General features: G+C 59.7%; 21 protein-coding genes. 6 read left to right on the top strand and 15 right to left on the bottom strand.

Annotation, left to right across the window (positions count from 1 at the left end):
• Positions 1–4 precede the first annotated feature (4 nt).
• From HJW02_RS05650 to HJW02_RS05665, 4 genes are read right to left on the bottom strand one after another with little or no spacing between them, the layout of a single operon-like run.
• The gene (locus tag HJW02_RS05650; RefSeq protein ID WP_022396333.1) at positions 5–1,258 is read right to left on the bottom strand and encodes a prenyltransferase/squalene oxidase repeat-containing protein; all 1,254 of its coding nucleotides are present in this window, start codon (positions 1,256–1,258) and stop codon (positions 5–7) included.
• A gap of 3 nt (positions 1,259–1,261) precedes the next feature.
• Positions 1,262–2,488, bottom strand: coding sequence for a prenyltransferase/squalene oxidase repeat-containing protein (locus HJW02_RS05655; protein ID WP_022396332.1), 1,227 nt, complete (start codon positions 2,486–2,488; stop codon positions 1,262–1,264).
• A 17-nt stretch (positions 2,489–2,505) separates the two neighbouring features.
• Positions 2,506–3,690, bottom strand: coding sequence for a hypothetical protein (locus HJW02_RS05660; protein WP_022396331.1), 1,185 nt, complete (start codon positions 3,688–3,690; stop codon positions 2,506–2,508).
• Positions 3,691–3,705: 15 nt separating this feature from the next.
• Positions 3,706–4,386 carry a hypothetical protein gene (locus HJW02_RS05665; RefSeq protein ID WP_102731255.1) on the bottom strand — a complete coding sequence of 227 codons (681 nt, stop codon included), beginning with the start codon at positions 4,384–4,386 and terminating at the stop codon, positions 3,706–3,708.
• A 189-nt stretch (positions 4,387–4,575) separates the two neighbouring features.
• On the opposite strand from HJW02_RS05665, the gene HJW02_RS14010 reads away from it, so the two are divergent.
• The 4 genes from HJW02_RS14010 to asnS all read left to right on the top strand — a co-directional run bounded on the left by HJW02_RS14010 (position 4,576) and on the right by asnS (position 8,631).
• The gene (locus HJW02_RS14010) at positions 4,576–5,295 is read left to right on the top strand and encodes a hypothetical protein (protein WP_102729851.1); all 720 of its coding nucleotides are present in this window, start codon (positions 4,576–4,578) and stop codon (positions 5,293–5,295) included.
• A gap of 38 nt (positions 5,296–5,333) precedes the next feature.
• Positions 5,334–5,651, top strand: a complete 318-nt coding sequence (trxA, locus tag HJW02_RS05675; RefSeq protein WP_022396328.1) for a thioredoxin — start codon at positions 5,334–5,336, stop codon at positions 5,649–5,651.
• A gap of 223 nt (positions 5,652–5,874) precedes the next feature.
• Complete coding sequence (locus HJW02_RS05680) at positions 5,875–7,155, top strand: C39 family peptidase (RefSeq protein WP_180971795.1); 1,281 nt, start codon at positions 5,875–5,877, stop codon at positions 7,153–7,155.
• 108 nt (positions 7,156–7,263) lie between these two features.
• Complete coding sequence (gene asnS, locus HJW02_RS05685) at positions 7,264–8,631, top strand: asparagine--tRNA ligase (RefSeq protein WP_180971069.1); 1,368 nt, start codon at positions 7,264–7,266, stop codon at positions 8,629–8,631.
• Positions 8,632–8,801: 170 nt separating this feature from the next.
• Here the strand turns inward: asnS and HJW02_RS05690 are convergent, their stop codons facing one another.
• Complete coding sequence (locus HJW02_RS05690; protein WP_022396325.1) at positions 8,802–9,545, bottom strand: PEP-CTERM sorting domain-containing protein; 744 nt, start codon at positions 9,543–9,545, stop codon at positions 8,802–8,804.
• A 365-nt stretch (positions 9,546–9,910) separates the two neighbouring features.
• Positions 9,911–13,069, bottom strand: a complete 3,159-nt coding sequence (locus HJW02_RS05695; RefSeq protein WP_102721543.1) for an autotransporter outer membrane beta-barrel domain-containing protein — start codon at positions 13,067–13,069, stop codon at positions 9,911–9,913.
• A gap of 508 nt (positions 13,070–13,577) precedes the next feature.
• Between HJW02_RS05695 and HJW02_RS05700 the strand changes: the two genes are divergently transcribed.
• Positions 13,578–14,543, top strand: a complete 966-nt coding sequence (locus HJW02_RS05700) for a hypothetical protein (RefSeq protein WP_022396323.1) — start codon at positions 13,578–13,580, stop codon at positions 14,541–14,543.
• Positions 14,544–14,589: 46 nt separating this feature from the next.
• Here the strand turns inward: HJW02_RS05700 and HJW02_RS05705 are convergent, their stop codons facing one another.
• The 8 genes from HJW02_RS05705 to kdsA form a co-directional block, all read right to left on the bottom strand.
• A complete protein-coding gene (locus tag HJW02_RS05705) occupies positions 14,590–16,599 on the bottom strand; it encodes an ATP-dependent helicase (protein ID WP_102721541.1) in 2,010 nt (669 codons plus the stop codon).
• An 84-nt stretch (positions 16,600–16,683) separates the two neighbouring features.
• On the bottom strand, positions 16,684–18,003 hold the full coding sequence (locus HJW02_RS05710; protein ID WP_205597359.1) for an OmpA family protein: 1,320 nt from the start codon (positions 18,001–18,003) through the stop codon (positions 16,684–16,686).
• Positions 18,004–18,027: 24 nt separating this feature from the next.
• Positions 18,028–19,410, bottom strand: coding sequence for a UDP-N-acetylmuramate:L-alanyl-gamma-D-glutamyl-meso-diaminopimelate ligase (gene mpl, locus HJW02_RS05715; protein WP_022396320.1), 1,383 nt, complete (start codon positions 19,408–19,410; stop codon positions 18,028–18,030).
• Positions 19,411–19,438: 28 nt separating this feature from the next.
• The gene (locus HJW02_RS05720; protein ID WP_102721540.1) at positions 19,439–20,323 is read right to left on the bottom strand and encodes a haloacid dehalogenase-like hydrolase; all 885 of its coding nucleotides are present in this window, start codon (positions 20,321–20,323) and stop codon (positions 19,439–19,441) included.
• A gap of 20 nt (positions 20,324–20,343) precedes the next feature.
• Positions 20,344–21,090: an LPS export ABC transporter ATP-binding protein gene (lptB, locus tag HJW02_RS05725; protein ID WP_102721539.1), complete on the bottom strand. Its 747-nt coding sequence runs from the start codon at positions 21,088–21,090 to the stop codon at positions 20,344–20,346.
• Positions 21,087–22,055, bottom strand: a complete 969-nt coding sequence (locus tag HJW02_RS05730; RefSeq protein ID WP_102721538.1) for an LptA/OstA family protein — start codon at positions 22,053–22,055, stop codon at positions 21,087–21,089. The genes lptB and HJW02_RS05730 overlap by 4 nt, the downstream gene beginning before the upstream one ends.
• A gap of 11 nt (positions 22,056–22,066) precedes the next feature.
• The gene (gene lptC, locus HJW02_RS05735; RefSeq protein ID WP_022396316.1) at positions 22,067–22,546 is read right to left on the bottom strand and encodes an LPS export ABC transporter periplasmic protein LptC; all 480 of its coding nucleotides are present in this window, start codon (positions 22,544–22,546) and stop codon (positions 22,067–22,069) included.
• Positions 22,543–23,358, bottom strand: coding sequence for a 3-deoxy-8-phosphooctulonate synthase (gene kdsA / locus HJW02_RS05740; protein ID WP_022396315.1), 816 nt, complete (start codon positions 23,356–23,358; stop codon positions 22,543–22,545). Before kdsA ends, lptC begins: the two co-directional genes overlap by 4 nt.
• Positions 23,359–23,682: 324 nt before the next feature.
• On the opposite strand from kdsA, the gene HJW02_RS05745 reads away from it, so the two are divergent.
• Positions 23,683–24,408, top strand: coding sequence for a CbiX/SirB N-terminal domain-containing protein (locus HJW02_RS05745; protein WP_180971060.1), 726 nt, complete (start codon positions 23,683–23,685; stop codon positions 24,406–24,408).
• Between the two features lie 79 nt (positions 24,409–24,487).
• On the opposite strand, the gene HJW02_RS05750 is transcribed toward HJW02_RS05745, so the two are convergent.
• Positions 24,488–25,921: an MATE family efflux transporter gene (locus tag HJW02_RS05750; RefSeq protein WP_208050611.1), complete on the bottom strand. Its 1,434-nt coding sequence runs from the start codon at positions 25,919–25,921 to the stop codon at positions 24,488–24,490.
• Positions 25,922–26,035 lie beyond the last annotated feature (114 nt).

The raw sequence follows: 26,035 nt of genomic DNA on the forward strand, positions 1-26,035 counted from the left end.
TTTGTCATGGCCGGAATGGTGTGGAAGTAAGGGATGAAGGCGGTTCCGGCTGTCCGTACAGCTTGTCCCACGCGCGGGAAAGGGCGTAAAGGGCGTAGCCGGTGCCGTAGAATTTGTGATAATTGTACAGGGGGTAATCCCACCAGGAACCGTCTGTTCCCTGACGGGTGAGGATGTCGTCCGCCAATAGAGACGCATGGCGTTTTACCTGATTTGGGGCCAGCATGTCCAGACACATTCCTGAATAATAGTATCCGTAGTAGAAAAAGTAGCCGGAATTCTGGGCGAAACTTTCATGGGGAGTGGGCTTGTGCAGGGCCATCGTCAGCCATCCCCGGCGGCTCCACAGGCGGTCCAGTCCGTCCACGAGCTGGCGCAGGGAGATGTCCTCCGGCTCCCAGAGCCTGATGGCGTAGTCACAGGCGGGGGTGCGTGCCAGGCTGCCGGTGTGGCGGTTGATGGGCCGGCCGGGATAGAAGGCATGCCCCAGGGAATAGACGTAGGTTCCCGCCGGCGTCCTCTGGGATTTGAGGAACTTCAACGCGCGGCTGAATATTTTGTTGTCCAGCGACAGGCCGAATGATTTTCCGGCCATCCAGGCGGAGATAAGGACGGTTCCCGTCAGGAAGGAGGTAGGCTGCGCCGCGGGCCGTTTGCTGAAGCCGGAATAGGTGAGGTAGCCCCAGCCCCCCATGGCGGAAGCCAGCTCATTGAGCTTTTTCACCTGGGAGCCGGCGCAGCTTTTCAGCTCCCGGTAGCGCGGGCTGTTCCGGTCCAGTCTTGCGGCCCGCATGCTCATGGCGTCCAGCACGTAGGTATGCGCCCAGGTGTTGTACACGCAAAGGGAGTCGCCGCGCTTCAAATGGGGCATCGTACGGATCAGGTAGTTTTCCGCGCGGGTCATGGCCTGCTGCACGGCGGGTTCGTTGTGCAGGGGGCTGGCGTTAAGCCCCGCAATGCACAGGGCGGTGCTTGCCGTCTTGAAGGTGAGCGGGCCGTCCGGATAGGGGCAGAGGATGTTCCAGGTGCCGATCACCCGGTGGTCGCCCCAGGAGCCGTCCCTGTTCTGCGTTTTCAGCAGGAAGTCTACGCCGCGGCGGAACGCCTGGTCAAATTGTTCGGATTTCGCGGGCGGGATGTCCGGAATTTTGGCGATCTGGATGGCATCCGCCTTTTCCGCCTGCGCGGGTTTCCCGTGCGCTGCGGGAAGATGCAGGCACAGAATCGCGAGAAGGCTGGTCGTCAGCAGGCGGAACATGGGTCAGGAGGCCGTTGCGGCATTGGAAGGGTACAGGGATTCCCTGACGCGGGAGACGGCGTACAGGGCATAGCCGGTACCGTAGAATTTATGGTAGTTGTACAGGGGATAGTCCCACCAGGAGCCGTCTTTTTCCTGCATGGGCAGGAGGTCGCTTGCCAGATGGGAGGCATGGCGCGCCAGATGTTCCGGGGCCACTTCCTCCAGGCAGCGGGCGGCGTAATAATACCCGTAGTAGAAGAAGTAGCCCGCGTTCTGGGCAAAGCTTTCATGGGGAATGGGCTTTTTCACGGCCAGGGAAAGCCAGCCGCCGCGGCTCCAGATGCGTTCCAGGCCGTCTTCCAACTGCCGCCTGGAGATGAAAGCCGGGTCATACCGCATCAGGGCCAGGTCTCCGGCGGGGGTGCGGGCCAGACTGCCGGTGTGGCGGTTGATGGGCCGGCCGGGATAGAAAGAGTGGGAAAGGGAATAGACGTAGCTGCCGGCAGGGGTCCGCAGTTTTTCCAGGCAGGCGACGGCGCGTTTGACGACTCGGGCATCCGGCTTGAGGCCGAAGGCCTGTTCCGAGTCCTTGTAGGCGAGCAGGACCGTAGCCGTCAGGAAGGAGGTGGGCTCTCCGATGGGACGTTTGGAAAAGGTTTCAAACGTATAATAGCCCCAGCCGCCCTGGACGTCCGCCATCTGGTCCAGCGCCTTGACCTGAAGGCCGGCCACTTTTTTTAGTTCCGCATACAGGGGGGAATCCGCAGGAAGATTGCGGGCCGCCCGGCTCAGGGCGGAGAGGCCGTAGGCATGGCCCCAGACGCCGAGCACGGTGCGCGTGTCTCCCCGTTTCAGGGTGGGCAGCGTGGTTAGCAGGTATTGCACGGCCTTGTCCAGCGCGGCCTTGACGGCGGGGTCCTCCTTCAGGGGGCTGGTGAGCAGGCCGATTACGCACAGGGAGGTGGAGGCCGTTCTGAACGACCTGGGCCCTTCCGGGTAGGGGCAGATGACGTTCAGCCCCTTGGTGCGCGTATGGCTTCCCCAGGAGCCGTCCCTGTTCTGTTCCTTCAGCAGGAAGTCCGCCGCCTTCCGGATGGAGGCGTCCAGGGTTTCCCGGGAGGGCGGCGGAACGTCCGGCACCCTGGCAATGGGAATGGTATCCCTTTTTTCCGCGTTTTCCGCCGGAATGGAGGCGCAGAGCGCCGTGCTGGCCCCCAGGGCGGCGAGAAAAAAGACAGCTTTATTCATGGAGGTCCGTAGGGGGATCAGGCCTGCTGGTCCTTGATGGTGACCTGGACGGGGAGGCCGGGAGCGAAGATCTGGCTGGCGGGAACCTTGGGCGTGATGATGATACGGCGCTTGCCGTCCGCCCCCGGAATGGGGCTGGCTTCCGTAATGACGCCGGGAATCTGCATGTTCGTTACCTTGATGACGACGGCTTCCCCCACCTTGGGCGTGGCGGTGGAGTCCGGCAGCGTGGCCTGCACGATCAGTTCCGAGTTCGGCGGGACGATGGTGGCGATTTTGTCAAAGGCTTCCAGCTTGCCGCCGGGCTTGAGCTTTTCCGCCACCGGAATGGCTACCCATTTGTCCGCCACATAGCCGCCGTACAGCAGGATGCCGTTTTCAGGGGCCTTGAAGGCGGCCATTTCCCGGTCCGCTTTCAGTTCGTTGTATTTGTCCTGAAGGCGGCGCAGGGACACCTCCGCCTCCGTCAGGGCTATCTTTTTCTGTTCCAGGTCAAAATCAGCCTGCTTCCGGGCCTGTTCCAAATCCATCTGCTTTTCCTTGACCGCCGTGGCGTAGTCTTCCCCCAGGCGGTGGATGTTGCGCAGCTTGGCCAGCTCCGCGACTAGCTTGGCTCCCTGGACGGCAAATTCGCTTTCCCCCAGTTCGTTTTTCAGGCGCTTGAGGATGATTTCTTCCGTTTCCTCCGCCACCTGGTCATCCTTGTACATCTTGGTAAGCTGGTTCAGCTCCTCCTGCTTGTAGGACATGTGGCGCAGGGCCTTGTTGACGCGTTCCTCTTCTTCCGCCAGCATGCGGGCCTTCCGCTTTTCCAGGAAGTCTTTCTGGTCCTCCTCCGTCCGGGTCAGGGCCGTCTGGTATTTTTGCAGAGCCAGCGCGGAGCGTTCCTTCTGCTGGTCCAGGGCGTACCGGAGTTTCAGCACTTCCAGGTTTTTGCTCTTGATGGTGCGTTCGTAGTCTTCAATGCTCTTGTCCAGGATGCGGAAGTCCGCCTGCGCCACGGATTCCCCCTTCTTGACGGAGCTGCCCTGCGGCATGATGCCGAGCAGGAAAATGTCCGAGCTCCCCTTGGGGGAGAAGGAAATGGACTTGGTGTTTTTCTTGGGAAGCAGGATGCCCGGGGCAATGGAATCCGCCAGGGCGGGAATTCCGATGAGCAGGGCGGCCAGAAGTCCGGCCGTTGTAAGAGTTGTGCGGTTCATGGTGGCAGGATGGAATCAGGATTGATGCGCGGAAAAGGGGACGAAGCGCCCCTTCTTTCCAAGAATAACGGTGTGAAAAGTGGTTTTCTTTCCTTTATGTGAGGCAGGCACGGCCTCCGTGCTCACTTCAAAACCCGCTTTTTGGAGTGTGCGGGCAAGCCGGACGTCCGGCCGGGCCACGGTGATGACCAGCAGGCCGCCCTGCTTGAGCGCGGCAAAATAGTCGGAAGCCTCCGCCACGCTCAGGTTCATGCGTTCATGCGTGGAACGGCACAGGATGGCGTGGAAGCTTTTCGGGTTTTTGCGGGCGATCTGGAGCGCCGGAGTGAATTCCACGCTGACGCGGGGATCGTGCAGGAAGCCGGGGCGTTCCCCGTCCATCAGCTCCTGGTGCCAGTCAACGAGCGGCTTGCAGGGCTCCGCTACGATGAAGCGGGCCTTTTCCCTCTGGACCAGGTCCATCAGGGCAAACAGGGTGAACCCCAGGCTTAGGCCGTCCAGGAGAAAAGCGGGCTGGTTGGCCCTTTTAACCGGGGCTGCCGCCATGGCCGCTGCCGCTTCATTGCTCCCATGGGAAAAACTGGACGCGAGCTGCACGCCGTCACGAAGAAGAAAATGGAAGCCGTCCCGTTCCCAGAGGTCGAGAATGGAACCGTCGGGCAAGGTGGTGGAAGCTAATTTGGTAATGGGTTTCATATGAAATAATGCCGGATACACAGCGTAGGAAAGAACGCTTTTCAGGGCAAGTCCGGACAGCGTGTTTAGGATGGAATACGCTCCAAATTAAAAAAAATTGCACGGAATTTGGGCTTTGCGCATTCTTTTTCTTGATTTACGGTCGGAAATAAGCGAGAGCTATCGTTCAGCACAGCTATTTTTTCCGATATGAGTAATCCACCTCCCCCCTCCATTCCGGGCGGTACTCCGCCTCCGCCCAGCATTCCGACTCCGCCGGCCGCTCCCTCCGTGCCCAAGGCACCGGCGGCTCCCTCTGTCCCTCCCGCCTCCGGCGCTCCTGCGGCTCCCGCCGCACCCACCGCGCCGCCCGCTGCTGCTGCGCCCACCATTCCCCTTCGTCCCGCCGGGCTCGGCGGAGGCATCAAGCTTGGCGGCGGGTTGAAGACGGTTGCTCTCGGCTCCGCCACGACGCCCGTGGCTCCTCCCGCCGGTGCGGCACCCGCAGCCGCTGCGCCCACCGTTCCCCTGACCCCTCCCGGGGCAGGCATGGCGACCGCCCAGCTTCCGCAGGCCACCATCGGGCTGAATACCGCTCCTGCGGCCGCTCCGGTTTCTTCCGCCTCCTTTACGGCCAAGAAGTTTGAAGAAGATACGGAAGCGTCTCCCAATACGCTGCTCAATATTCTTTCCTTCGTGGCTCTTGCCTTTGCGCTTATTTTCGTTGGTTATCAATACGCCACGGATACCCTGGAAGCCCGCAGCATGACGGGCTGGCTGGGGAGCGACTCCAAGCCCGCTGCCGCGGCTCCCACCTCCGCCGGTGAAGAAGCGACCGATGACGCGGCCGCCGAATCTTCTTCCGATGACGCCTCCTCCGATGCCCCTGCAGAAGAGTCTTCCGATGATGGCGCCGATGCAGAAGAATAAGTGAACATAATGACTGTTGAAATACTCTAAGCGGTACTATGGCAAACGTATTTTCTGAAGCAAATTTTGAGGATGAAGTCCTGAAGTCCGACATTCCTGTGCTTGTCGACTTCTGGGCTACATGGTGCGGCCCCTGCCGCATGATCGCCCCGATCATTGACCAGCTTTCCACGGAACTGGCCGGCAAGATCAAGGTGGGCAAAGTGGATGTGGACGCCAACAACGGCCTTGCCGCTACCTATGGCGTGCGTACCATTCCCACCCTTCTGGTTATCAAGGACGGGGAAATCATGGATACGATGGTGGGAGCCTCTTCCAAGGACGCCATCATGCAGCGTTTGCGTCCGTTCATGTAACCGGACTGGTTTATTCATTCAAGCCGGCCTGCTGCGGAATGTACCGCGGCAGGCCGGTTTTTTTGTTCCTGGGGCCTGTCTGAATGAATCCGGTGAAGGGAAGGCTAATAACGGACCGTCCGCCGGGGTAAGATTCATTTTTTCTTGGCAGGACCGCCATGGAAGAATACATTGTCAGCATGGGCCCCGAGCAGCGGGACCGTTCCTCTACTCCTTTGCCGTTATGCGATTTATCTCTTCATTCCTCTCTGTCTTTTCCGCCTGCTGCCTTCTTCCCGCCGCATGGGGCGCTGGCGACATGGCGCCGGATTTAAAATCCGGCGCGTTCTGGACCCTCCCGCAACCGGATTTGTTTGGGAAATATTTCAACGGGGAATCCGGAGGCTGGGTGGACAGGGACAAGACCCAGCTCCGGATTGCGAAGCCTGCAATCAAAATAGGGGAAATGTCCCTGGGGGAAATGCTGGTGCACTGGAAGGAAGGCGTTCCCCAGTCCATGACCGTCATGATGTACAACAAGGGGGACAACGGGGCCATTGACAAGGATGAGTTTGAAAAACGCCTGGACCGCGTCAGGGAAGGGCTGACCGCTCTCACCGGAGTGCAGCCCAGGGAGTACCGGGCCACCCGGAAGGAGGCGGTGGTCAAGGTCAATGGCTGGTCCTGGATTTGGGACAAGGGGGCGATTACCCTGGAAACCAATACGTCGCGGGAGGGCAGGGAATTTGAAGCGGAATTCATCCGGTTGAAGGCCGGCCCCACGGAGGCTTCCATCGCGAGGGGCGACGCTTCTTCCCGCGCCAGAAAGGCGGACATCAAGCAGCACGTCAGGAAAGAAGGAAAACGGGTGGTCATCCAGGACATTCCCATGGTAGACCAGGGGCAGAAGGGTTATTGCGTGGTGGCGACCGCCGCCCGGATTTTTGCCTATTACGGAATGGATTACGTGGACCAGCACGAACTTGCTTCCCTGGCCAATTCCTCCGCGGAAGGAGGAACCAGCACGGCGGCAATGGCGGAGAACCTGAAAAAGATAGGGGCGCGCTTCCAGATCCGGATCAAGGTGCTGGATTCCCTGACGGACACCCGTGATTTCCGGAATCTGCTGAAAGCCTACAACCGCGCCGCCTCCAAATTAAAAAAGGAGAAGGTGGAGAATGAATATGACTGGTCCGGCTTCTGGGACAATGCGGACGGGGAGGTGCTGAAGCTGGCGCGCGCCGGATCTCCGTCCCAGATGGACAAATGGCTCAACGCCATCAGGCCCTACATCACGGCGGGCATTCCCGTGCTGTGGTCCGTTCAACTGGGCATCGTTCCTGAGCCGCTGCGCCTGTCCCAGACGCGCGGTGGCCATTTGAGGCTCATCATCGGCTTTGACGAGGAAAAGAAGACGCTCATCTTCTCGGATTCCTGGGGTGCGGCCCACACGGAAAAGGAAATGCCGCTGGCGGACGCCATCGCCATTACGACGGGGCGGCAGGTTATGCAGCCCTCCAAATAGAGCCGTGCTGCACGCCCTCCTTCCGCTGCCGGAAGCGCCTGAATATTCTCTCCGGAGAAAAGTAATTCTGCTGGCATGGGAAAGGCGCTGTATTATACTTGCGCCATGATCAGCAGAACATTGGTGAAATATGCTTTGAACAGTGAGGCGGAAATGCCGGACGTACTGATTCAGGGCTGGGTGCGTACGCGCCGTGATTCCAAGGCTTTTTCCTTTCTGGAAGTAAATGACGGTTCTTCCGTGGCTTCCCTCCAGGTGGTGGCGGATGCAGGCATTCCCGGTTATGAACGGATTGGGGAAATGACCACGGGCTCCGCCGTGAGCGTTCGCGGGGCTCTGGTTGCCGGACAGGGCAGGCAGCGATGGGAACTGCGCGCTGCCTCCCTGGAGCTGGTGGGGACCGCTCCGGATTCCTACCCTTTGCAGAAAAAGGGGCATACGCCGGAATTCCTGCGTTCCATCGCCCATCTGCGCCCCCGCACCAACCTGTTTGGCGCCGTGTTCCGCATGCGCAGCAGGCTGGCCTATGCCATCCACCGGTTTTTCCAGGAGAGGGACTTTTCCTGGGTCAGCACGCCCATTATTACCGCCAGCGACTGCGAGGGCGCCGGTGAAATGTTCCGTGTGACGACGCTGGACGTGGGCGACGCCGCCTCCCGTGACGCAGCCCTGGATTTCTTCGGCAAGGCGGCCTACCTCACCGTGAGCGGACAGCTTGAAGGGGAGGCGTTCGCATGCGCACTGAGCAATATTTATACCTTCGGCCCCACTTTCCGGGCGGAGAACTCCAATACCACGCGCCATGCGGCGGAATTCTGGATGGTGGAGCCTGAAATGGCCTTCTGCGACCTGTACGGAGACATGGACATGGCGGAAGCGTTCGTCCGCTTCCTGGTCGGCGACGCCCTGGAGAACAGCGCGGAAGAGGTGGAATTCCTGACCCGCTTTGTGGACAAGGGACTGCGGGAACGCCTGGAGCATGTGAAGGAAACGCCGTTTGTGCGCTGTTCCTATACGGAAGCCGTGGATATTCTGCTCAAGAGCGGGAAAACGTTTGATTACCCCGTTTCCTGGGGCATCAACCTCCAGAGCGAGCACGAACGCTTCCTGACGGAAGAGCATTTCAAATGCCCGGTCATCGTTTACAATTACCCGAAGGAGATCAAGCCTTTCTACATGCGTCTGAACGAAGACGGCAGGACCGTTACCGCCATGGACGTGCTGGTGCCCGGCATCGGGGAAATCGTAGGGGGAAGCCAGCGTGAGGAACGGCTGGACATTCTGGAGGAAAACATGCGCCGCATGGGCATGAATGAGGAAGCCTACCGCTGGTATGCGGATCTGCGCCGCTACGGCACGGTTCCGCACGCCGGATTCGGAGCCGGGTTTGAACGCCTGCTGATGTTCGTGACCGGAGTGACGAACATACGCGACGTACTGCCCTTTGCCCGCACGCCGCGCAACTGCGAGTTCTGACCTGCGCGGGGAAGCTTCCGTTTTTCCGTTCGGGGCGGCGTTGCGCGGCCCCGGAGCGGCCGCGTTGGCGAATGGGGAAATGCTTGTGAAAATTGACCCCGCCGGCAAAAGAAAACCCCGGCTTTCCCTTTGGGGAGCAAGCCGGGGTAAAATCGGTGCTGGGGCGGAGACTACTGTCTCTTTCTTCTTAACAGCAGGGAGCCCAGTCCCAGCAGGCTCAGCGTGGCCGTTGCGGGTTCCGGAACGGTTTCATAGTTGATCAGTACCTTGGTGACGCCGTTTTCCGTGACCTGCGTCACGGTCGCCTGTACCTGGGAGTTGCTGGCGATGTTCAGGCCGCTCAGGTCCAGATTGAGGTTGCCTCCCTGCTGGGCGGATTTGATGGAAGCCAGTTCAATCGTTCCGCTTCCGGAAAGGCTGTTCATATCCAGCGTGCCGGTGAAGGTGACGGTTTTTCCGTTGGTCCAGAAGTTGGTGAGGTCCGTAGCGGTCCAGGAACCGTGTTCCGCCGCCGTAAAGGTGCCGAAATCCAGCGTAAAGTCACGGCCCAGTCCAAAGGCGTTGCTGGATTCAAATACCAGATGGGAATTGCCTTCCAGGGTAAAGGAATTGACGTTGAGATCCCCTATCGTAGTCGTGCAGACCAGGGTGCTTCCGGACCCTACCTGGACCGTATTGGTGGCGCCGAAGAAGGATTGCGCGGTGGACCAGGTAACAGTTCCGGCGTTTTCCCCGATGATGGCGTTGTCATTGGTGCTGTGCTGCGGGAAGTAGCCGTTCGGCGCGCCGTCCACCGTCCAGTTGTTGGAATCTCCATAGATCCCGTTTCCTGCCGCTCCGCTCCAGACATAGGTGGCAGCCTGGGAAATCCCGGCGGATAGGCAGCATAAAATGCAGAATGTAGATAATCTCATGCTCAACAGATACTTTAACAGAGACACGGATAACGGATTTCCAATCCGATTCCCGGTTTATTAAAAAATAAATATTTTACAATAAATGAATTATGAATTAATTAAATGCTCGTGCCCTCTTTTCCGTTTAAGTTGTAGTAAAGATATGTTTGCCTGATGTGTTCCTCCTTCAAACATTTGCATTGACGCCGGATTGGAAATCCGTGCAGACGTCATTCCTTTATTCGGAGATGCCGTTTTTAAAAGAAAAGATTTAATGTGCGGCAGGAGACAGTAGTTGAAACATACGGAAAACCCTTTCCCGCACAGGGCGGGAAAGGGCCTACCATAACCAAGTAAAAGCATGCGCTGAAGCGCCGTCCTACTTAGAACGTATAGCTGATGGCTCCGTTGATTCCATGGGAGGTCAGCTTGTTGCGGGTCTCGAACTGATAGCAGACCCGTGCTCCCCAATTGCTGGAGAAGAGCACGTCAATGCCGGCATTCAGGCGGAATGCGGTGCGACCGACGTTGACGCCGCGCACGTTCCAGGCTCCCAGGGGTCCGCTGACGTTGGACTTGGGATTCATGCGGCTCACATCCTGCGCCGCGGCCACCGTCAAGGCCGGGGTGATGGTGGTGCCGCCGTCCGTCTGGTAGGCGCGGGCGATGGTCACGCCCAACGGAATGGTCCAGTTCTGGGCGCGGGCGTGGTCAAAGGAGCGGCCGTAAGGTCCGCTTTCCGAGAAGCCCTTGAGTTCGGTGGTCATGAATTCGATACCCGTGTAAGGCGTTACGAAGGCCTTGCCGAGTGCGAAGTGTTCCGTCCAGGTGGCGTACAGGCCGCCGCTGAAGGAGTCCGCATTTTCATTGCCGTTGGCGGCGGTTCCCATGATGTAGGAATTGCCCTTGAACTTGGAGCGTCCGTAGGCGCCGTAGCCGTCCAGCGTGAACTTGCTTTCCCTGAAGGGATGCATGCGGCCGTAGATCATGGCCATGAAGGAATCCACGTCGTAGTCGGAGCCGAATCCGCTCTTGTCCTTGATGTCGCCGAAGCTCTGGCCCACTGCAATGCCGATCAGGGAACCCTGGGCAGCCTTGTAGTCAATACCCACGGCATAGCCGCCTGCATTGTACTTGTAGCCGGAGATGCCTCCGCGGGCGTCCTGGTCATCCCAGTTGCCCATGCCGCCTACCCAGATGTTGCCGTTGCCCTTGGCGATCGTCTTGCGGGCGATCGGGGAGCCCTTGGCGTCCACCACTTCAATGGTGTCTTCCGTCTGGCGGGCCATGGAGGCGGCGGACTGGATGCGTCCCAGGTCGGCAAAGCTCCTCAGCGTCCGGCTGGCGGCCCACGCGAAGTTCATCACGTTTTCACCGCTGACGGACTGAATCATGTTGGCAGCTTCGTTCGGGTCCGTCACGCGCAGCAGGGTTTCATAGAACTGGGCGGCGGGAGAACCGGCGGCCACGTTCAGGCGGTTGCTTTCCAGAGCGGCCGCTACGGTGTAAACGTTGCCGTTGTAGCCGGACATGGGACCGTCAATGCCCCTCATGTTCTGGGTGATGGTGGTGGTGCCTTCCGTCGTTCCCGGAGCCATGGTGGTGGTCAGGAACAGGTTGTTCAGCAGGCGTCCGGAAATGTCCGTGCCGTTCAGCGTGACGTTCACGCTTTCCGTGCCCTTCTTCAGCTGGGCGATTGGGACGGGATTGCCGGTGGCGTCGGATACCTGGATGCCCACGCGGGAATTATCCGTGAAGGTGGCCGGGGTGCCGAAGTCAAGCACGGAGCCGTCGCTCAGGAGCAGGGTGGAATCGCCTCCGAAGGAGGCGGAAGCCCCCTTCATGGTGGAATTCTGCGCCAGGGTCACCTGGCCCGTCCGGATGTCGTAAACCGTATCGTCCGTGCCCATTACGGCGGCGCCGATGGACTGGAGGGGGCCGACTTTTCCGGTAGCGGCGTCCACGGTTCCAAAGGTGGCGTGGCCAATGATCAGGTTGCCTTCAAGCTGCTGGTAGGTGCCTCCGAACGTGTCGGTGGCTCCGCCGCCGCCGTAGACGAGGGTGCCCGTGCCGGTCTTCGTCATGACGGTCTGGTCAGCGGCCAGAGGGGCGGCGTCAGCCGTGGGGGCCGCGGGAGCCGCGGTGTCAATGCCGTCATTGATGAAGGTGTAGGCGGTGCCGTCCGTATAAACGTTGATCTGGGTGTTCTGGCCCGCATGCACGGAACCGAGGACGCCGTTGGACGTGTTGCCGGAAAGAACTGCGCCGGAACCGATGTACAGGGTCTGGCCGTCGGCCAGGTTGATGGCGGCCTTGCCGGCGTTGGTGGCGGTGTTGCCCACGACCTGGGTGCCGTCTCCGATGGAGATCTGGCCTCCCGCAGTGATGATGCCGTCAGCGGCGGTATTGCCGGTGATCACGCTGTTGGTGCCGATGGCAATATTGTCATCCGCCGTCAGGGTGGAATTCCCCTTGACGGTGGTGTTGTTGCCCAGGGTGACGCTGCCTTCGATGGTGTCCAGCTTTTCCGTGCCCACAACCGTATTCCAGTTGCCGTCGTCATTGCTGTAAACCGTCTTGTTCAGGTCGACGGATTCCGCGGAAACGGTGGTGCCGTTCAGAACGGTGTTGTCTCCCAGGGAAACATTGCCGCCTACAGTCTTGATGGTGATGGATCCGGCCGTGGTTTCACCAAGGACGATGCCGCCGGAAATGCTGTCATCCATGGAATCGATGACGGTTTTGCTGTTCTGGTTGTTGGCCGCGTCAAACTGTTCCGTGGTCACGGTGCCGATCCCGGCCGTGGAGGTCACGTCTCCGTTCAGCGTAACTTTGGCCGCCGGATCACTGACGATCTGGCCGGTAGCCGTCACGGTATCCTGCATGGTGACGTTGTTGCCCAGGACCACGGCCTGCTCGTTGGAATTGCTGTAGGTGTCGTAGGTCGTCCTGGTATAGGCCTCACCTGCCGGGGGCGTGGAGGGGTCCACCGTGTGAGCCGCCTGGCCGGTAACGGTGACGGCTTTTTCCATGGAAACGTTGTCGCCGATGCCTACCTGTCCGTTCGTGGAAGTGACGGTGGCGCCTACCGTCTTGGGATTGGCGGCGTCATTCGTTCCTTCGATGGCAATGTTCCTGCCGTCAATGGTGGTGGTGTCCGTGGCGTTCGTGACTACGATGTCATTGTCGCTTCCCAGGGGTTCGCTCAGTGTGATGTCGTTGAAGCTGACCTGTCCATTAACCAGATCATAATTGAAATTAACCAGTTTGCCGCTGGGGTCCGCCATTTGGACGGTAACGTTGCCCGTTCCGGAGATGGCGTTCAACTGGGCCCGTTGTTCCTGGGTCAGTGTGATGTTATCGGAGCCTGCCGGCACGGTGATAGTGATGGTTGACGCTTCATTCGAGGCGGCAGCCTGGTTCCAGGCCGTCACGAATGAATCGGCGCTGTTGGCCGCATAGTTAGCTGCCGTAGCAACGGAGAAACTGCCAAGGCAAGCGATAACTGCTGCCAGCAGCATATGTGGGAGTCTTAATTTCATGCTTTTTTATTTGTTTAATGATTAGGTGGTTATGCGTTCGTGACAATCACGGCGCCCGAGGTTTTAGATGATTCTCGTTCCGGGCTGTTCAGTGGGATGACATGGGAAGGTTTGATGGAGATGGGAATGAAAATGATTCAGGATAAGATGGTTGCGGCTATTGTCTGGCGGTCTTTGTCATGACAGGGTTTTTAAACCTGGAGCCGGAAAGGAATTCCAGAAAGCTTCCAGTAAATTCATTTTCCTGAGAAGAAAAAATATCTCATTGATGGTGAGGGATGTATGATGTTTTCTGGGTCCTCTTTTATTTTGCTGTTTCCTTCCCGGAATAATGGCCGTGAAAATGGTTCAAATATAAATAAGAAAATTTGTTTCCGGCTGTGGTGGCAGTTTGGATGCTCCGTTCCGCCTCTGCAAGAATGGAGCTTTCCGAACAGGGATGTGCCCAAAGCTGTGCAATCAGGCGAATTTTATTGACTGCCAACGGTCGGCAGCCTATTACCGGGGAATGACTACCCGATTGTTTACGGTCCTCGCGGCCGTGTTGCTGCCGCTTGCCCCGGCGCAGGAGGCCGATGTGCCGCACCAGCCGCGCGTGTGGACCAATACCGCCGGCAAAACCATCACGGCGGCTTTTGTCCGCTTCAACGCCGCCGGCAGGAAAGTTTCCCTTAAATTGGAGAAAGGCCGACAGGTGGAACTGCCTCTGGCAAGCTTGTCCGGGAACGACGTGGACTGGATCAAGGAGCATGTTCCGGAAGCCATGAGCAACCAGGAGCGCATGCAGCGGCATACGGAAGGAAGGCTGGGGAAGATCACTAAAATCCCCGCTACGGATTCCTATCCGGAAGCCTTTGTCTATTATCCATCCACGCTGAAGGCGGAAACTCCGCCTCCCGTCATCATTCTGTTTAATTCCGTAGGCAATGGACAGCACATGGTCCAGAAATTCCGGAAGGCCTGCGAGGCCAACGGATGGGTGGCCCTGGGATTGACGACGTTTAAAAATTCGGAGTCCAAGGAACATGAAGCCGGACTGGGCAAGCTGTGGACTTCCACGAACGGGAGTTTGGAGAGAATGGCCTTTTTTGATGCGGACCGCATGTACATGGGCGGCATTTCAGGCGGAGCGTCCCGTGCCTTTACATATAGTGAGCGCAGGATTCCGCCCGTCCGCCCGTGGAAGGGGATTGTATCCATGGGCGGCTGGCTGGGAGGGAAGGACCGCCTCACGTGCCCCACGCGCATGGCGGTGGCTATTATCAATGGAGACAAGGACGGAGGAGCCAACAGTGCCGTCAGCCATGACGTCAAGGTTCTCAAAAGAAGGCAGTGCGCCATCAAGGAATTTCCCTTTCCGGGAAAGCATGAAATGCCGCCGGACGAGAATTTGGTGGAAGTCCTCAAATGGATGGAGGAGGTGTCACCCCAGACCTCCGCACAGCGTCTTCCCTCCCCGGCGGAAAAGGATTAAAGACCCAGTGCGCCCCGCATTTACCGCAGGAAGGGGGACAGGCTTCTTATTCTACCGCCCACTCCTCCACCAGGCTGGCCGGGAATTCATCCAGAAAGCGGGAGGGCATCTGCATGAAGGTTCCTCCCTGCGCGCGGCAGTTCCAGCGGGGGTAGGTCAGGTAAAGCTGGTCTTTGGCGCGGGTGATGCCCACGTAGAAGAGGCGGCGTTCCTCCTCAAGACCCGCCAGGTCTCCGTCGTCAATCACCCGCTGGTGCGGGAACATGCCGTCGCACAGGCCGATCAGGAAGACGACGGACCATTCCAGCCCCTTGGCCTGGTGGATGGTGGACAGGGTGACGGCGCCTCCGGAGAGGTCTGCCGCCGCGCTTTCATCATCCGTATTGCCCAGCAGGGAAAGCTGGGAGAGGAAATCCTCCGTGGATTCAAAGCGTTCGGAGAATCCGGCCAGGTGCAGGAGGTCCTGCCTGCGCTGGTCGTAATTCTCAAAGGCGGCCTGCATGTACTCGTCATACACGGCTTCATTGATGGAAATGAGCATGGAGGCCGGCCCGGCGATTTTTCCGGCTGGGGCCAGTTCATCCAGCGTGTAGCAGAGCTGCGTCCAGGCCGTTTTGGACTTGGCCGGGACCGGAAAATCCAGCATCAGGGCGGAGAAGGATTCCGGCGGCGTTTCCAGCCGGCTTTCCGGGCAGGCGGCCCAGCGTATCCAGAGCTTCTGGGCCATGCCGGGACCGATGCCGGGCAGCAGCATCACCATGCGGCGGAAGGAGAGTTCATCCCTGGGATTGACCACAAAGCGCATGAACGCCACCACGTCCTTGATATGGGCCTGTTCAAAAAACCTGATGCCGCTGGTGATGCGGAAGGGGATTTCCCCGCGGGTCAGTTCCATCTGCAATTCCATGCTGTGGAAGTGTGCGCGGTAGAGCACGGCTATTTCATTGGGGTCCGTGCCTTCTTCAATGAGGTCCCGGATGCGCTGGGCGACAAATTTGGCCTGCATCCTGTCGTCGTTGAGCGGAACGAGGGCCGGGGGCATTTCCCCGGTAGGCCGCACGGAGCGGAGCCTTTTTTCAATCTGCACCTCGTTGGCGGCGATGGCCGCGTTGGAGAGCTCCAGAATTTCCGGCACGCTGCGGTAGTTGGTCTCTATCTTGAAGGTCTTTGCCGCCGGGTAGCGGGTAGTGAAGCTGAGGATGTTCTCCATATCCGCCCCGCGCCAGGAATAAATGCTCTGGGCGTCGTCCCCCACTACCATGAGCTGGCCGTGTTCCCGGGACAGCAGGTCGATAAAGCGGCTCTGGAGGTAGTTGGTGTCCTGGTATTCGTCCACTAGGATGTGCTGGAAGCGGGAGCCGTACAGGGCGCGCAGATGCTCCTGTTCCTGGAAAAGCCTCACGACGTTGAGCAGCAGGTCGTCAAAGTCCATGCTATTGGTTTCCTGCTTGCGGGCCACGTATTGTTCATGCACGTCCAGGATGGCGTCCAGGTGGTTGGAGAGGTACGGATAGGCGTTTTCCAGCGTTTCCTGGATATTGGCGCCCTCATTGTCCGCCAGGCTGAACAGGGAGGAAAGGACTTCCGGTTTGGGGAAGCGGGTGGATTTCTCATCCAGTTTGAGGGACTTGACCACGCTTTTAATCATGGATTTGCGGTCGTCGGAATCCATGATCGTGAAAGCCGGAGTATAGCCCAGGTATTCCGCGTGCTGGCGCAGGATGCGGTTGGCAATGGAATGAAACGTGCCGCTCCACAGGCGGGACAGGTCCAGGGGAATCAGGGAGCGAACCCGTTCCGTCATTTCACGCGCCGCCTTGTTGGTGAAGGTCAGCAGCAGGATGTTCCACGGGTCCGTGCCGTGGTCCAGGAGCCACGCCACGCGGTAGGTCAGCGTGCGCGTTTTTCCCGAACCGGCCCCTGCAATGACGAGCGCCGGTCCCGGTTCCGAAGAAACGGCTGCATACTGTTCTTCATTAAGGGCCGTGCGGTAGTCGATCCCGGAGATGGGAACGGCTGGCGCGGCATCCTGCTTGATGACGTAGCGGCGGGCCATGGCGTTTCAGTTAATAGTTGATAGAGAATAGTTAATGGAATTGGCTGAAAAACTTTTCTCTCCACTCTCCACTCTAATCACTCTTTAAAAGTCCAGGTACATTTCCGCGCGGCGGTTTTCCTTGCGGGCTTCATCCCGCGTTCCTTCGTCCGCCGTGGGGGAGTAGGTGCGGCGCGGTTGTGATTTGCCGAATCCCTTCGTGACGATTCTTTCCGCAGGAACGCCGAACTGGACGAGCTGGGCCTTCACGGCCGCCGCCCGGCGTTCGGAGAGGCCCTGGTTGTAGCGTTCACTCCCCACATCGTCCGTGTGGCCGCTGATTTCCAGCTTCTTGCCGCTGTCCATCTTGATGGCCTCCGCCACAATCTGGAGCTGGCGTTCGGAACGCTTGGACAGAGAATCTTCATTGAAACCGAAGAACAGGGCCAGGGAATCGCCCCCCTGCGGATTCTTCACGATGGGGATGAAAATGTCGTCTCCGGCCCCCTGCCGTTTCGTGTAGGCTTCCAGCATGTTGTCCAGGGAGGCTTCCGCAATCAGCCATTGTTCATCCTTCTTGGCTACGGTCAGGCCCACGTTGCCGGCTTTCCTGCCCTGGGCGTCCTGCAGGTGGACGAAAAAGCCCGCATTGGTGGGCGCTTCATAGGCGGTTTTGATGGGAGCGTCCTCCCGGAGGCGGAAGGCGCCTTCTTCAAACAGGATGCACAGCCCGGCCACGGTGGCGTCCTGCACCTTGGTTCCGTCCACGAATTTCCGTGCCGTGCGGAAGTCCGCCTTGGCAACGGCGTCCATGAAGGAGCTGACGATGCCCATGGGGTCGTTCATGGCCATGGGGGCGGCCTTGTCCTTGGCCAGGTCCTGCTTGCTGGGCAGCGTAAGGGTGTCCAGCGTCCACTGCTGCTTGTCATTGCGCTTCATGTCCAGGTAGCCGCGCGCGCCGCTGCTGAAGTTGAGCGTGTATCTGGCCGTGGGGTTGGCCCCCTGGTTATTCGCGCCGATGCTGGTGATGCCGGGGGTGGAAAGGCGCACATGGCGCGCTTCCATGAGTTCCCGGATGATGCGGCCCTGGGCCTCCGTGACGGCCTGCTGGATTTCCAGGGATTTCAGGGTGTCCGCGTCCCGGTCCTGAATAACCTTGGCAATCGCCTGCGCCAGCGTCTGGGGGGAGCTGAGGTTGACCAGGGAGGACGGCGTGGCCGTCTGCCGGCTGATGTCTTCCTTGGTGAGCGGGTCCACGGTGGGCTGGGGCGTCACCGTCTGGCGCGGAGGAACTTCCGTTTGCGCCGCGGGTTCAGCGGGGGCGGGCTCCTCCTCCCGGTTTCCCAGGAACAGGAAGACCAGGGCCAGGCTGCCCACGACCAGGAAGCTGATGATGAAGGCGGTGATGGTGGATGCGTTTTTCATTGGAGGTGAATGTATGAAAAAGGGTCAGGCGTTCAAGGCTTCCAGCAATTTGGCGTGAATGCCGTCAAAACCGCCGTTGCTCATTACCAGAATAACGTCTCCCGGCTGGGCTTTCTTGCAGACGGCGGAGACGATTTCCTGTGCCTGTCCGCCGATCAGGGCGTCCTTGCCCAGCGCGGAGAGGTCATTGGAGAGTTTGGTGAGGTCCAGGCGTTCCTCCAGGGCCACCTTGTCCGGATGGTCCACGGCGGCCACCACGGGGAAATCCGCCGTGGCGAGAGACAGGGCCAGTTCATTCTGGAAGATGTTTCTGCGCGTGGTGTTGGAGCGCGGCTCAAAAATGGCCCAGATGCGTGATCCCGGGTAGCGCTGGCGCAGGCCCAGGATGGCCTGCTTGATGGCCGTGGGGTGGTGGGCGAAGTCGTCCACCACGGAAATGCCGTTGACCACGCCCTTGACTTCCTGGCGGCGCGCCACGCCTTCAAAGCGGCCCATGGAGTCCGCCAGCTGCTTGACGTTCAGCCCCGCAAACTGTGCGGCGGCAATCGCCATGGCGGCGTTGCGGATGTTGAATTCCCCGATCATCGGCACGTAGTAGCGGGTGCCTTCCAGGGTGAAATGGCTGCCGTCCGTGGAGGTTTCCACGTCCAGGATGCGAATGTTGGAAGAGTCGGAAAAGCCCAGCGTCTTGACGGGGCAGGGGGCCCCCTTCACCACGTCCAGGCAGTTGGGATCGTCCGCATTGACCAGCGCCAGGCCGTTGCGGGGAATGATCTGGGTCAGGCGGCGGAAGCTCAGCTTGATTTCCTCCAGGGAATTGTAAATGTCCGCGTGGTCGAACTCAATGTTGTTGATGACCACCAGTTCCGGCAGGTAATGCAGGAATTTGGAGCGTTTGTCGAAAAACGCCGTGTCGTATTCGTCCCCCTCCAGCACGGAGAAATCGGAATCCGTAAAACGGCCGCCGCGGCCCAGGTTGCGGGCGATGCCGCCGATCATGAAGCTGGGGTTCAGCCCGGAGTCCTCCATCAGCCACGCCAGCATGGACGTGGTGGTGGTTTTGCCGTGGGTGCCGGTCACCACGTAGTTGCGCTTGCCGCGCAGGAAGTATTCCTTCATCGTCTCCGGCAGGGAGAGGTAGCGCAGGCGCCGCTGGAGCACGGCTTCCACCTCCTCATTGCCGCGGCTCATGGCGTTGCCGATGACGATGACGTCCGCGTCCGCGGGGATGTTGGAGGCCTTGTAGCCTTCAAACAGGGTGATGCCCTCCTCCTCCAGGAAGGTGGACATGGGGGGGTAAACGTTGGCGTCTGAGCCGGTGACGGTAAAGCCGCGGCGGGCCATGGCGGCGGCTACCGCGCCCATGGCGGTTCCGCAGATGCCGAGGAAATGGAAATGGCTGTTCATGACGGGGGGAGAGGAATGGAGCAGGTTTTTATTTGGAAAAGGTGGGGGCCGCAATGCAGGAATCCGCCAGGGCGCGGTCACGGCGGCGCACGATGCCGTTGGCGATGTCCGTCACCATGCCGGACAGCAGGCGGGTAAGGTGGCTGCCGGGCGTGTAATCCGCCGGGGCGATGAAGTTCACGCGGTCGGAATTGGAAGCCAGGTTATAGCACTTGCGGAAGCTGCGGCCCGTTTCGTCCTCCGGATTGTACACGGCCACGGCGTGGCCGCCATTCCTGCGCATAACGGTGAAGCAAGGCACGTCCGTGGGGCCGTCGCCGATGTAGATCATGTTGGCGAAGGGAATCGGGCGCATGTCCTCCGGCATGTGGTCGTTCACGTCCTGGTCGTAATCCAGCATGCCCTTGTTGATGCGGAAGAGGTACTGGGTCTTCGTGGTGTGGGAAATGACCCTCTTGGGAAAGTTGATGTAGCCGTTCTCCTCGCTGAACTCGCACCCGAACACGGCCTTGAAATAAGGGCGCAGGGCAGAGCCGTCAATCAGGGCTTTCAGGCCGGAGGAAATGATGTAGTATTCAATGTTGATGCCCAGGTCCGTATGAAGGGAGGACAGGGTCATGGACGGGAAGGCGTCAAAGAAATCCGGCAGGCCGGGGTAAAAGGTGAGGCGTTCCCCAAGCTGGGTGAGCCGGGCATTGCTGACGCGGTCCAGGGAGAGGGCGTCCAGCAGGCTTTTCATGTAAATCAGTTCCCCGTCCCAGCCTTCCCGTTCCCCGGTGGCGTTGCACCTGGTCCAGAACTCCTGCGGGGAGATGCCGAATTCCGGAAAAATGGCCTGATCCTGCATGTAGAAGGGGCTCAGGGTCTGGTCATAGTCGAACACCAGGGCGATCGTATTCTGCGGAGAGGACATGGGAGGGGCGGAAAGTGGCGTTACATGCGGAACTGGTCGCCCAGGTACTGCTTGCGGGCGATGGGGTCGTTGGCGATTTCCTCGGAAGTGCCGTGCTTGATGACCTTCCCTTCAAACAGGATGTAGGCGCGGTCCACGATGTGCAGGGTTTCCCGCACGTTGTGGTCCGTAATCAGGATGGAAAGGCCGTCCGTATCGCGCAGCTCCATGACGATCTTCTGGATGTCTGAAACGGCGATGGGGTCCACGCCGCTGAACGGTTCGTCCAGCATCAGCAGTTTGGGGCTGGTGGCGAGGGCGCGGGCGATGGTCAGCCTCCTCTTTTCCCCGCCGGAAAGCTGGATGGCCATGGAGCGGCGCAGCTTGGTGATGCCGAAGCGGTCCATCAGCTCCACGGCGCGGTCCTTCTGCTGGCGGGAGGTCATGTCCTTGCGGGTCTGGAGAATGGCCAGTAGGTTGTCCTCCACGGAAAGCTTGCGGAAGATGGACTCCTCCTGCGGCAGGTAGCCCATGCCGCGCCTGGCGCGCAGGTTCATCGGCAGTTCCGTGATATTCTCGCCCGCAAAAATCACGCGGCCTTCGTCCGGGCGCACGAGCCCCGCCACCATGTAGAAGGAGGTGGTTTTTCCCGCGCCGTTCGGCCCCAGGAGGCCTACGATCTCGCCATGGCCCACCGTCAGGCTGACCTGGTCCACGACGGTCCGCGTTTTATAGGTTTTGCAGATGCCTTCGGCTCTCAGCAGATGGGTGGATAGGGGGGAGCTCACGGCTTGCGGTTGGTTTTCTGTTTGTCCCGGTCGGAAAGCTTCTTGTCTACGTGGCGGAACGTGGTCTTGGTGCCGCGGCTGCTGTACATATTCCCGTTCGAGTACACGCGGATGAAGGCGTCCTTGTTCGGATTCTTGATGATGGCGTCCGGCGTAATAATCACCGGGGAGCCTGTCAGGATGATTTCCCCGGTTTTGGCGTTGTAGGTGATCTTGTCCGCCTGGGCGTTGCTGGTTTCCCCCTCCTTGTTGGTATAGCTGGCTTTCACGTTGCCGGAGGCTGCGACCGTTTTAATGGAATTATAGTCAAAATTGCCGCCGTTGGGGAGGGCCACCTGGGGCTTCTCCCCTTCTTTTTCCTTTTCCTTCTCTTTTTCCTGCTTGCGTTCGGAGGGCTTCTTGTCGCCCGGCTTCTTCGGCACGAACTCCGCATAAATTTTCAGGTGGTCCGCACAGTCCATGGAAAGATTGGGGTTGCGCACCCGGACGTTTTTCATGAACACCAGCACGCCTTCTTCCATGTCGAAGTACAGGTCCCCGTCACAATCTACGGAGTACAGGTTGTTTGAGGAATTGGCGCGCATGAAGTTCTCTTCCGGATTGGGCGCAGCGGGAGCGGTGTCCGCAGCCGGGGCGGTGGCATTGCCGGTGACCTGGTGCTGCTGGCGGAATTCCTGAATCTGCCCGTCAACGGTCTTTTCCTTCACGTTGTACGCTTCAATCGCCTTCTCACCGTCTTCCTTCAGGCCCGCGGTCGGAACGGGGGCCAGTTCCCGTTCCCTCCGGGCGGTTTCCTCCGCCGTCAGGGGGCGCACGATGCCGGAGGGGGGAGCCAGGGGCGGTTCCAGGCGTGGATCCAGTTCCTTGGGCAAAGGCTGTACGATATGGGCGGGAACGCCGTCAGTGGCGCCGCAGGCAAGACCCCCGGTCAGGGCGAGCAGCAGCAGGGAGGAAAGTTTTTTCATAAAAGGAATGGTTACTTGTTGCGTTGATCCATGCGGATGGTGGTTTGAACGGGGCCAAGGATGATGCCCCTCTTGATATTGGTATCCATGTAAAGGCCGGTGCCCCTGGCGGAAAAGTTCTCTTCCTTGAGGGTGGTCTCCGTATGGGAGACGACCAGTTTTTTGTCCAGAAAGTAGGAGGCGGCCTTCGTGAAAAGATGGGAGGTCTGGTTGTTCTTCCCGTACAGGTACACGTTCAGGATGCTGGCGGCAATTTCCTGCGGGGCGGCTACGGTCACGCTTGAAGCGGTCAGCAGCATGGAAAGGCGCGGCCCTTCATACCGTGACAGGCTGACTTTGGGGAGCACCTGGCCTACGGGCAGAAGCTCCAGCATGGGCAATTTCTTGTCTACGCCGGCGAAGGGCGTGGCTGCGGGCAGGGTGGTATCCGCCTGCGCCGCCATGCCATGCATGGCAATTACCAGAAAGCATGTGAACGGTAACTTCATCATGACTGAACCGCCTGATGGATGGACTGAAGGCGTTTCAGCACGCCTTCAAGCAGGTGGAGGGGGATTTGGTTGGGCCCGTCGGAAAGAGCCTTGGACGGATCCTTGTGCACCTCCATGAACACGCCGTCAATGCTGCCGGTCGCCATGGCGGCGGACGCCAGCACGGGAGCCAGTTCGCTGTCTCCTCCCGTGGTTCCGCCCAGGCCTCCGGGCCTCTGGACTGCGTGGGTGGCGTCAAACACGACGGGGAAGCCTTCCTGTTTCATCCAGTACAGGGAGCGCATGTCCACCACCAGGTTATTGTAGCCGAAGGAGGTGCCGCGCTCGCACATCATGAACTCGTCACAGCCGAAGGCGCGCATCTTTTCCCCGATGTTCACAGTATCCCACGGAGCCAGGAACTGGCCCTTCTTGATGTTCACGGGACGGCCGCTCTTGGCGCAGGCTTCCAGAAGATCTGTCTGGCGGCACAGAAAGGCGGGAATCTGGAGCAGGTCCACGTATTCGGCGGCAATCTCCGCTTCCCGGGCCGTATGCACGTCCGTAACGACGGGCAGTTCCAGCTCTTTGCCGATTTCCGATAGGATGCGGCAGCCTTCCCGTACGCCGGGTCCGCGGAAGGACGTGATGGAAGTTCTGTTCGCCTTGTCGTAGGAGGCCTTGAAAATCAGCGGGATGTCCAGGTTTTCCGCAATGGACTTGATGGAGCGGGCCATCTCCCAGACGAAGGATTCGCATTCCAGAGAGCAGGGGCCCAGGAGGTAGAACGGCCGCGGGCCGCCGATTTCAACGGATTGAATGTAAAACGACATAAAACAAAACCTGTATGTCCTTATATCATGACGGTTTCAAGCCCTCCGGTCAAGCCGCTATCCTGCCTCCGCCGGGAGATTCGGCAAGAGGGGACCATTTTCTCCGGACCCTTTCTTTAGAAGGTTCATAAGAAAATGAAAATCAGCGGAATAAAAGAATTTTTCCTGCTGTATTGCGGAGAATGGGAGGCCATGGAGGGAAAAGGCGGTTATGGTATTGCCGGCATCCGGCGTTTCTGTTACAAACGGCAGGCATGCACCGTCCCTGCGTCTGCAAGTGGGGAAGATGCTGAACGCCGCCTTCCCTCCGGGGTCTCACTTCACATGCCCAAAAAAATTTACAAGCTATGCGTCTCCTATGATGAGGCGGGGGCCGAACTCCGGCAGCATCTGGCGGATCGCATCAAGCTGCTGGGCATGGACGGCGCTCCCGTCTGGCAGGCTTCCTTCCGGGACATGCAGGCGGACGACCTGCCTCCGGGCGACGGGGTGGTTCAGATTTATCCAGTCTTCATGCAAAGCGGCTGGACGGTGACGGAAGCGCTGCCGGAACAATTGAGCGCCATGTATGCGGAACGCGGCGTGTCTCCGGAATTCGAATTCAAGCCGGTGTGGGGAGCCGGGGAAGACGTGATGCCCTTCCTGACCGTCCGCGACGCCCTCGGGAAAGAGCTGGAGCCGGGAACGTCCCTGCTGGTGGTGGCCCATGGAGTGGTGGGAAAGGACCTTCCTCCGGAGCCGTTCGCCTTTTTACAGAAACTGCGGGCCTTTTTATGGCCGCAGGAAACGGATATGGCCCTGGCCTATTTCGGCGCTTCCCCCTCCGTGGAGGAAGTATTTCCACGTTTGAAGGGAAACAGGGTGGTAGTGCTTCCTTTCCTGATCGGGGAGGGAAAGCACATGAGGGAGGACATGCCTTCTCCGGAATTGGCGGAAAAGTGGGGCAAGGAACTGGAAATATTGCCTCCCCTGGGCACGTTTTATTTGCAGAAGGCGCGGGAATACTGGGGAAGGGAACGTTCCGGGATTTCCGCGAAGACCCGTGATTGACCTCTGCGGCGTTCCATGACGGTTTCTCTTTCCTCCGGGTGAGATACCGGTTCCGGTGCGGGGCGAATGCCAGCCGCAATCACGCGGCCTGCCGGACGGCTCCCGGCTCTTCCTCACGGCAGGGAGGAAAGCCCTGCTTCATGGACCGCGCCAGCTTTCTGCTGGTGAAGTAATAGGCGATGGCGAGAGGCACGCAGGAGCCGATCCAGGCGGCGGGGCTCGCCATGCTGGCTCCGGTGAAGCCCAGGCAGCGGGCCAGCACGATGGCGGCCAGGGCGCGCATGCACAGCTCCATGACGCCCGCGAAGGTGGGCACGATGCTCTGGCCCAGCCCTTGCAGCGTGTAGCGGAAGACGAAGAGGAGCGCCAGCACCCAGTACATGGAGGCATTGATGTTCAGGTAGGTCTGGGCCAGGCTGACGACTTCCTTCTCCCCGTCTCCCACGAACAGCCGGATCAGTTCCGGCCCCCAGGCAATATTGGCGGAGGCTACGGCGATGCTGAACCCCACGGACATCAGGTTGCACTGGAGGACGCCCCGGCGGATGCGCTCCAGATTCCTGGCTCCGTAATTCTGGGCCACGTACGTAGCCATCGTGATGCCGAAGGACATCATGGGCAGCGTCGCCACCATGTCGATTTTCTGGGCCGCGCTGAAAGCCGCTACTGACTGCGCTCCCAGCCGGTTGAGGGCAAACTGCACCAGAATGGCTCCAATGGCGATGATGGATGCCTGGAACCCCATGGGAAGGGCCACGCGGATATGCGCCCAGAGGTAGCGGCGGCTCATGTTCCAGTCCGCCCTGGTCAGCCGGAGAATGGGAAACCTTTTAAAAACGTAGGCGGTGCAGCAGAGGCCCGCAACCAGTTGGGAGGCTACGGTGGCGACGGCAGCCCCCGCGGGTCCCATGCCGAACCGCAGGATCAGCGCCAGGTCCAGCGCAATGTTCAGTACGCAGGCCAGAACCAGGAAATAGAGGGGCGTCCGGCTGTCCCCGAGGGCGCGGAGAACGTTGGAGAGGAGGTTGAACAGCATGGCTGCGCCGATGCCCCAGGAAATGACGATGATGTAGGCGTGGGCCGCCTCCAGGATTTCCGGAGGAGTTTGCAGCAGTTCCAGAACGGGACGAGCGAAGGCGACGCTGACGGCGGTCAGCAGGACGGTCATGACGGAACTCAGGACGATGCAGACGGCAAAGCTGCGACGCACCGCCCGCCTGCGGCCCGCTCCAAAGCGCTGGGCCGTGATGATAGCCAGCCCCGCCGTGAATCCGATGACGAAGCCGAGGATGAAAAACATCAGGCCGCCCGTGCAGCCCACGGCGGCCAGGGCTTCCACGCCCAGCGTGCGGCCCACGATCAGGGTGTCCGCCATGTTGTAAAACTGCTGGAACAGGTTGCCGATCAGCAGGGGAATGGTAAACAGGAAAATCAATTTGGCGGGATTGCCGCTTGTCAGGGTCTTGGTCATCCGGAACGCCCGCATGGAACGCCTCTTCCATGTTTTTTCCAAGACTGTTTTGCGGCATGTTCCTGTTTTTTATACGATAAGTATCAGGCAGGGGATGAAAGCCGCTGCGGAGGCGCTCCTCCGGCGGGATGCCGCGGATGGCGGAATGGTTGCGTA

It is taken from the genome of Akkermansia sp. GGCC_0220, assembly GCF_017566105.1.
GTDB classification, from domain to species: domain Bacteria; phylum Verrucomicrobiota; class Verrucomicrobiia; order Verrucomicrobiales; family Akkermansiaceae; genus Akkermansia; species Akkermansia massiliensis.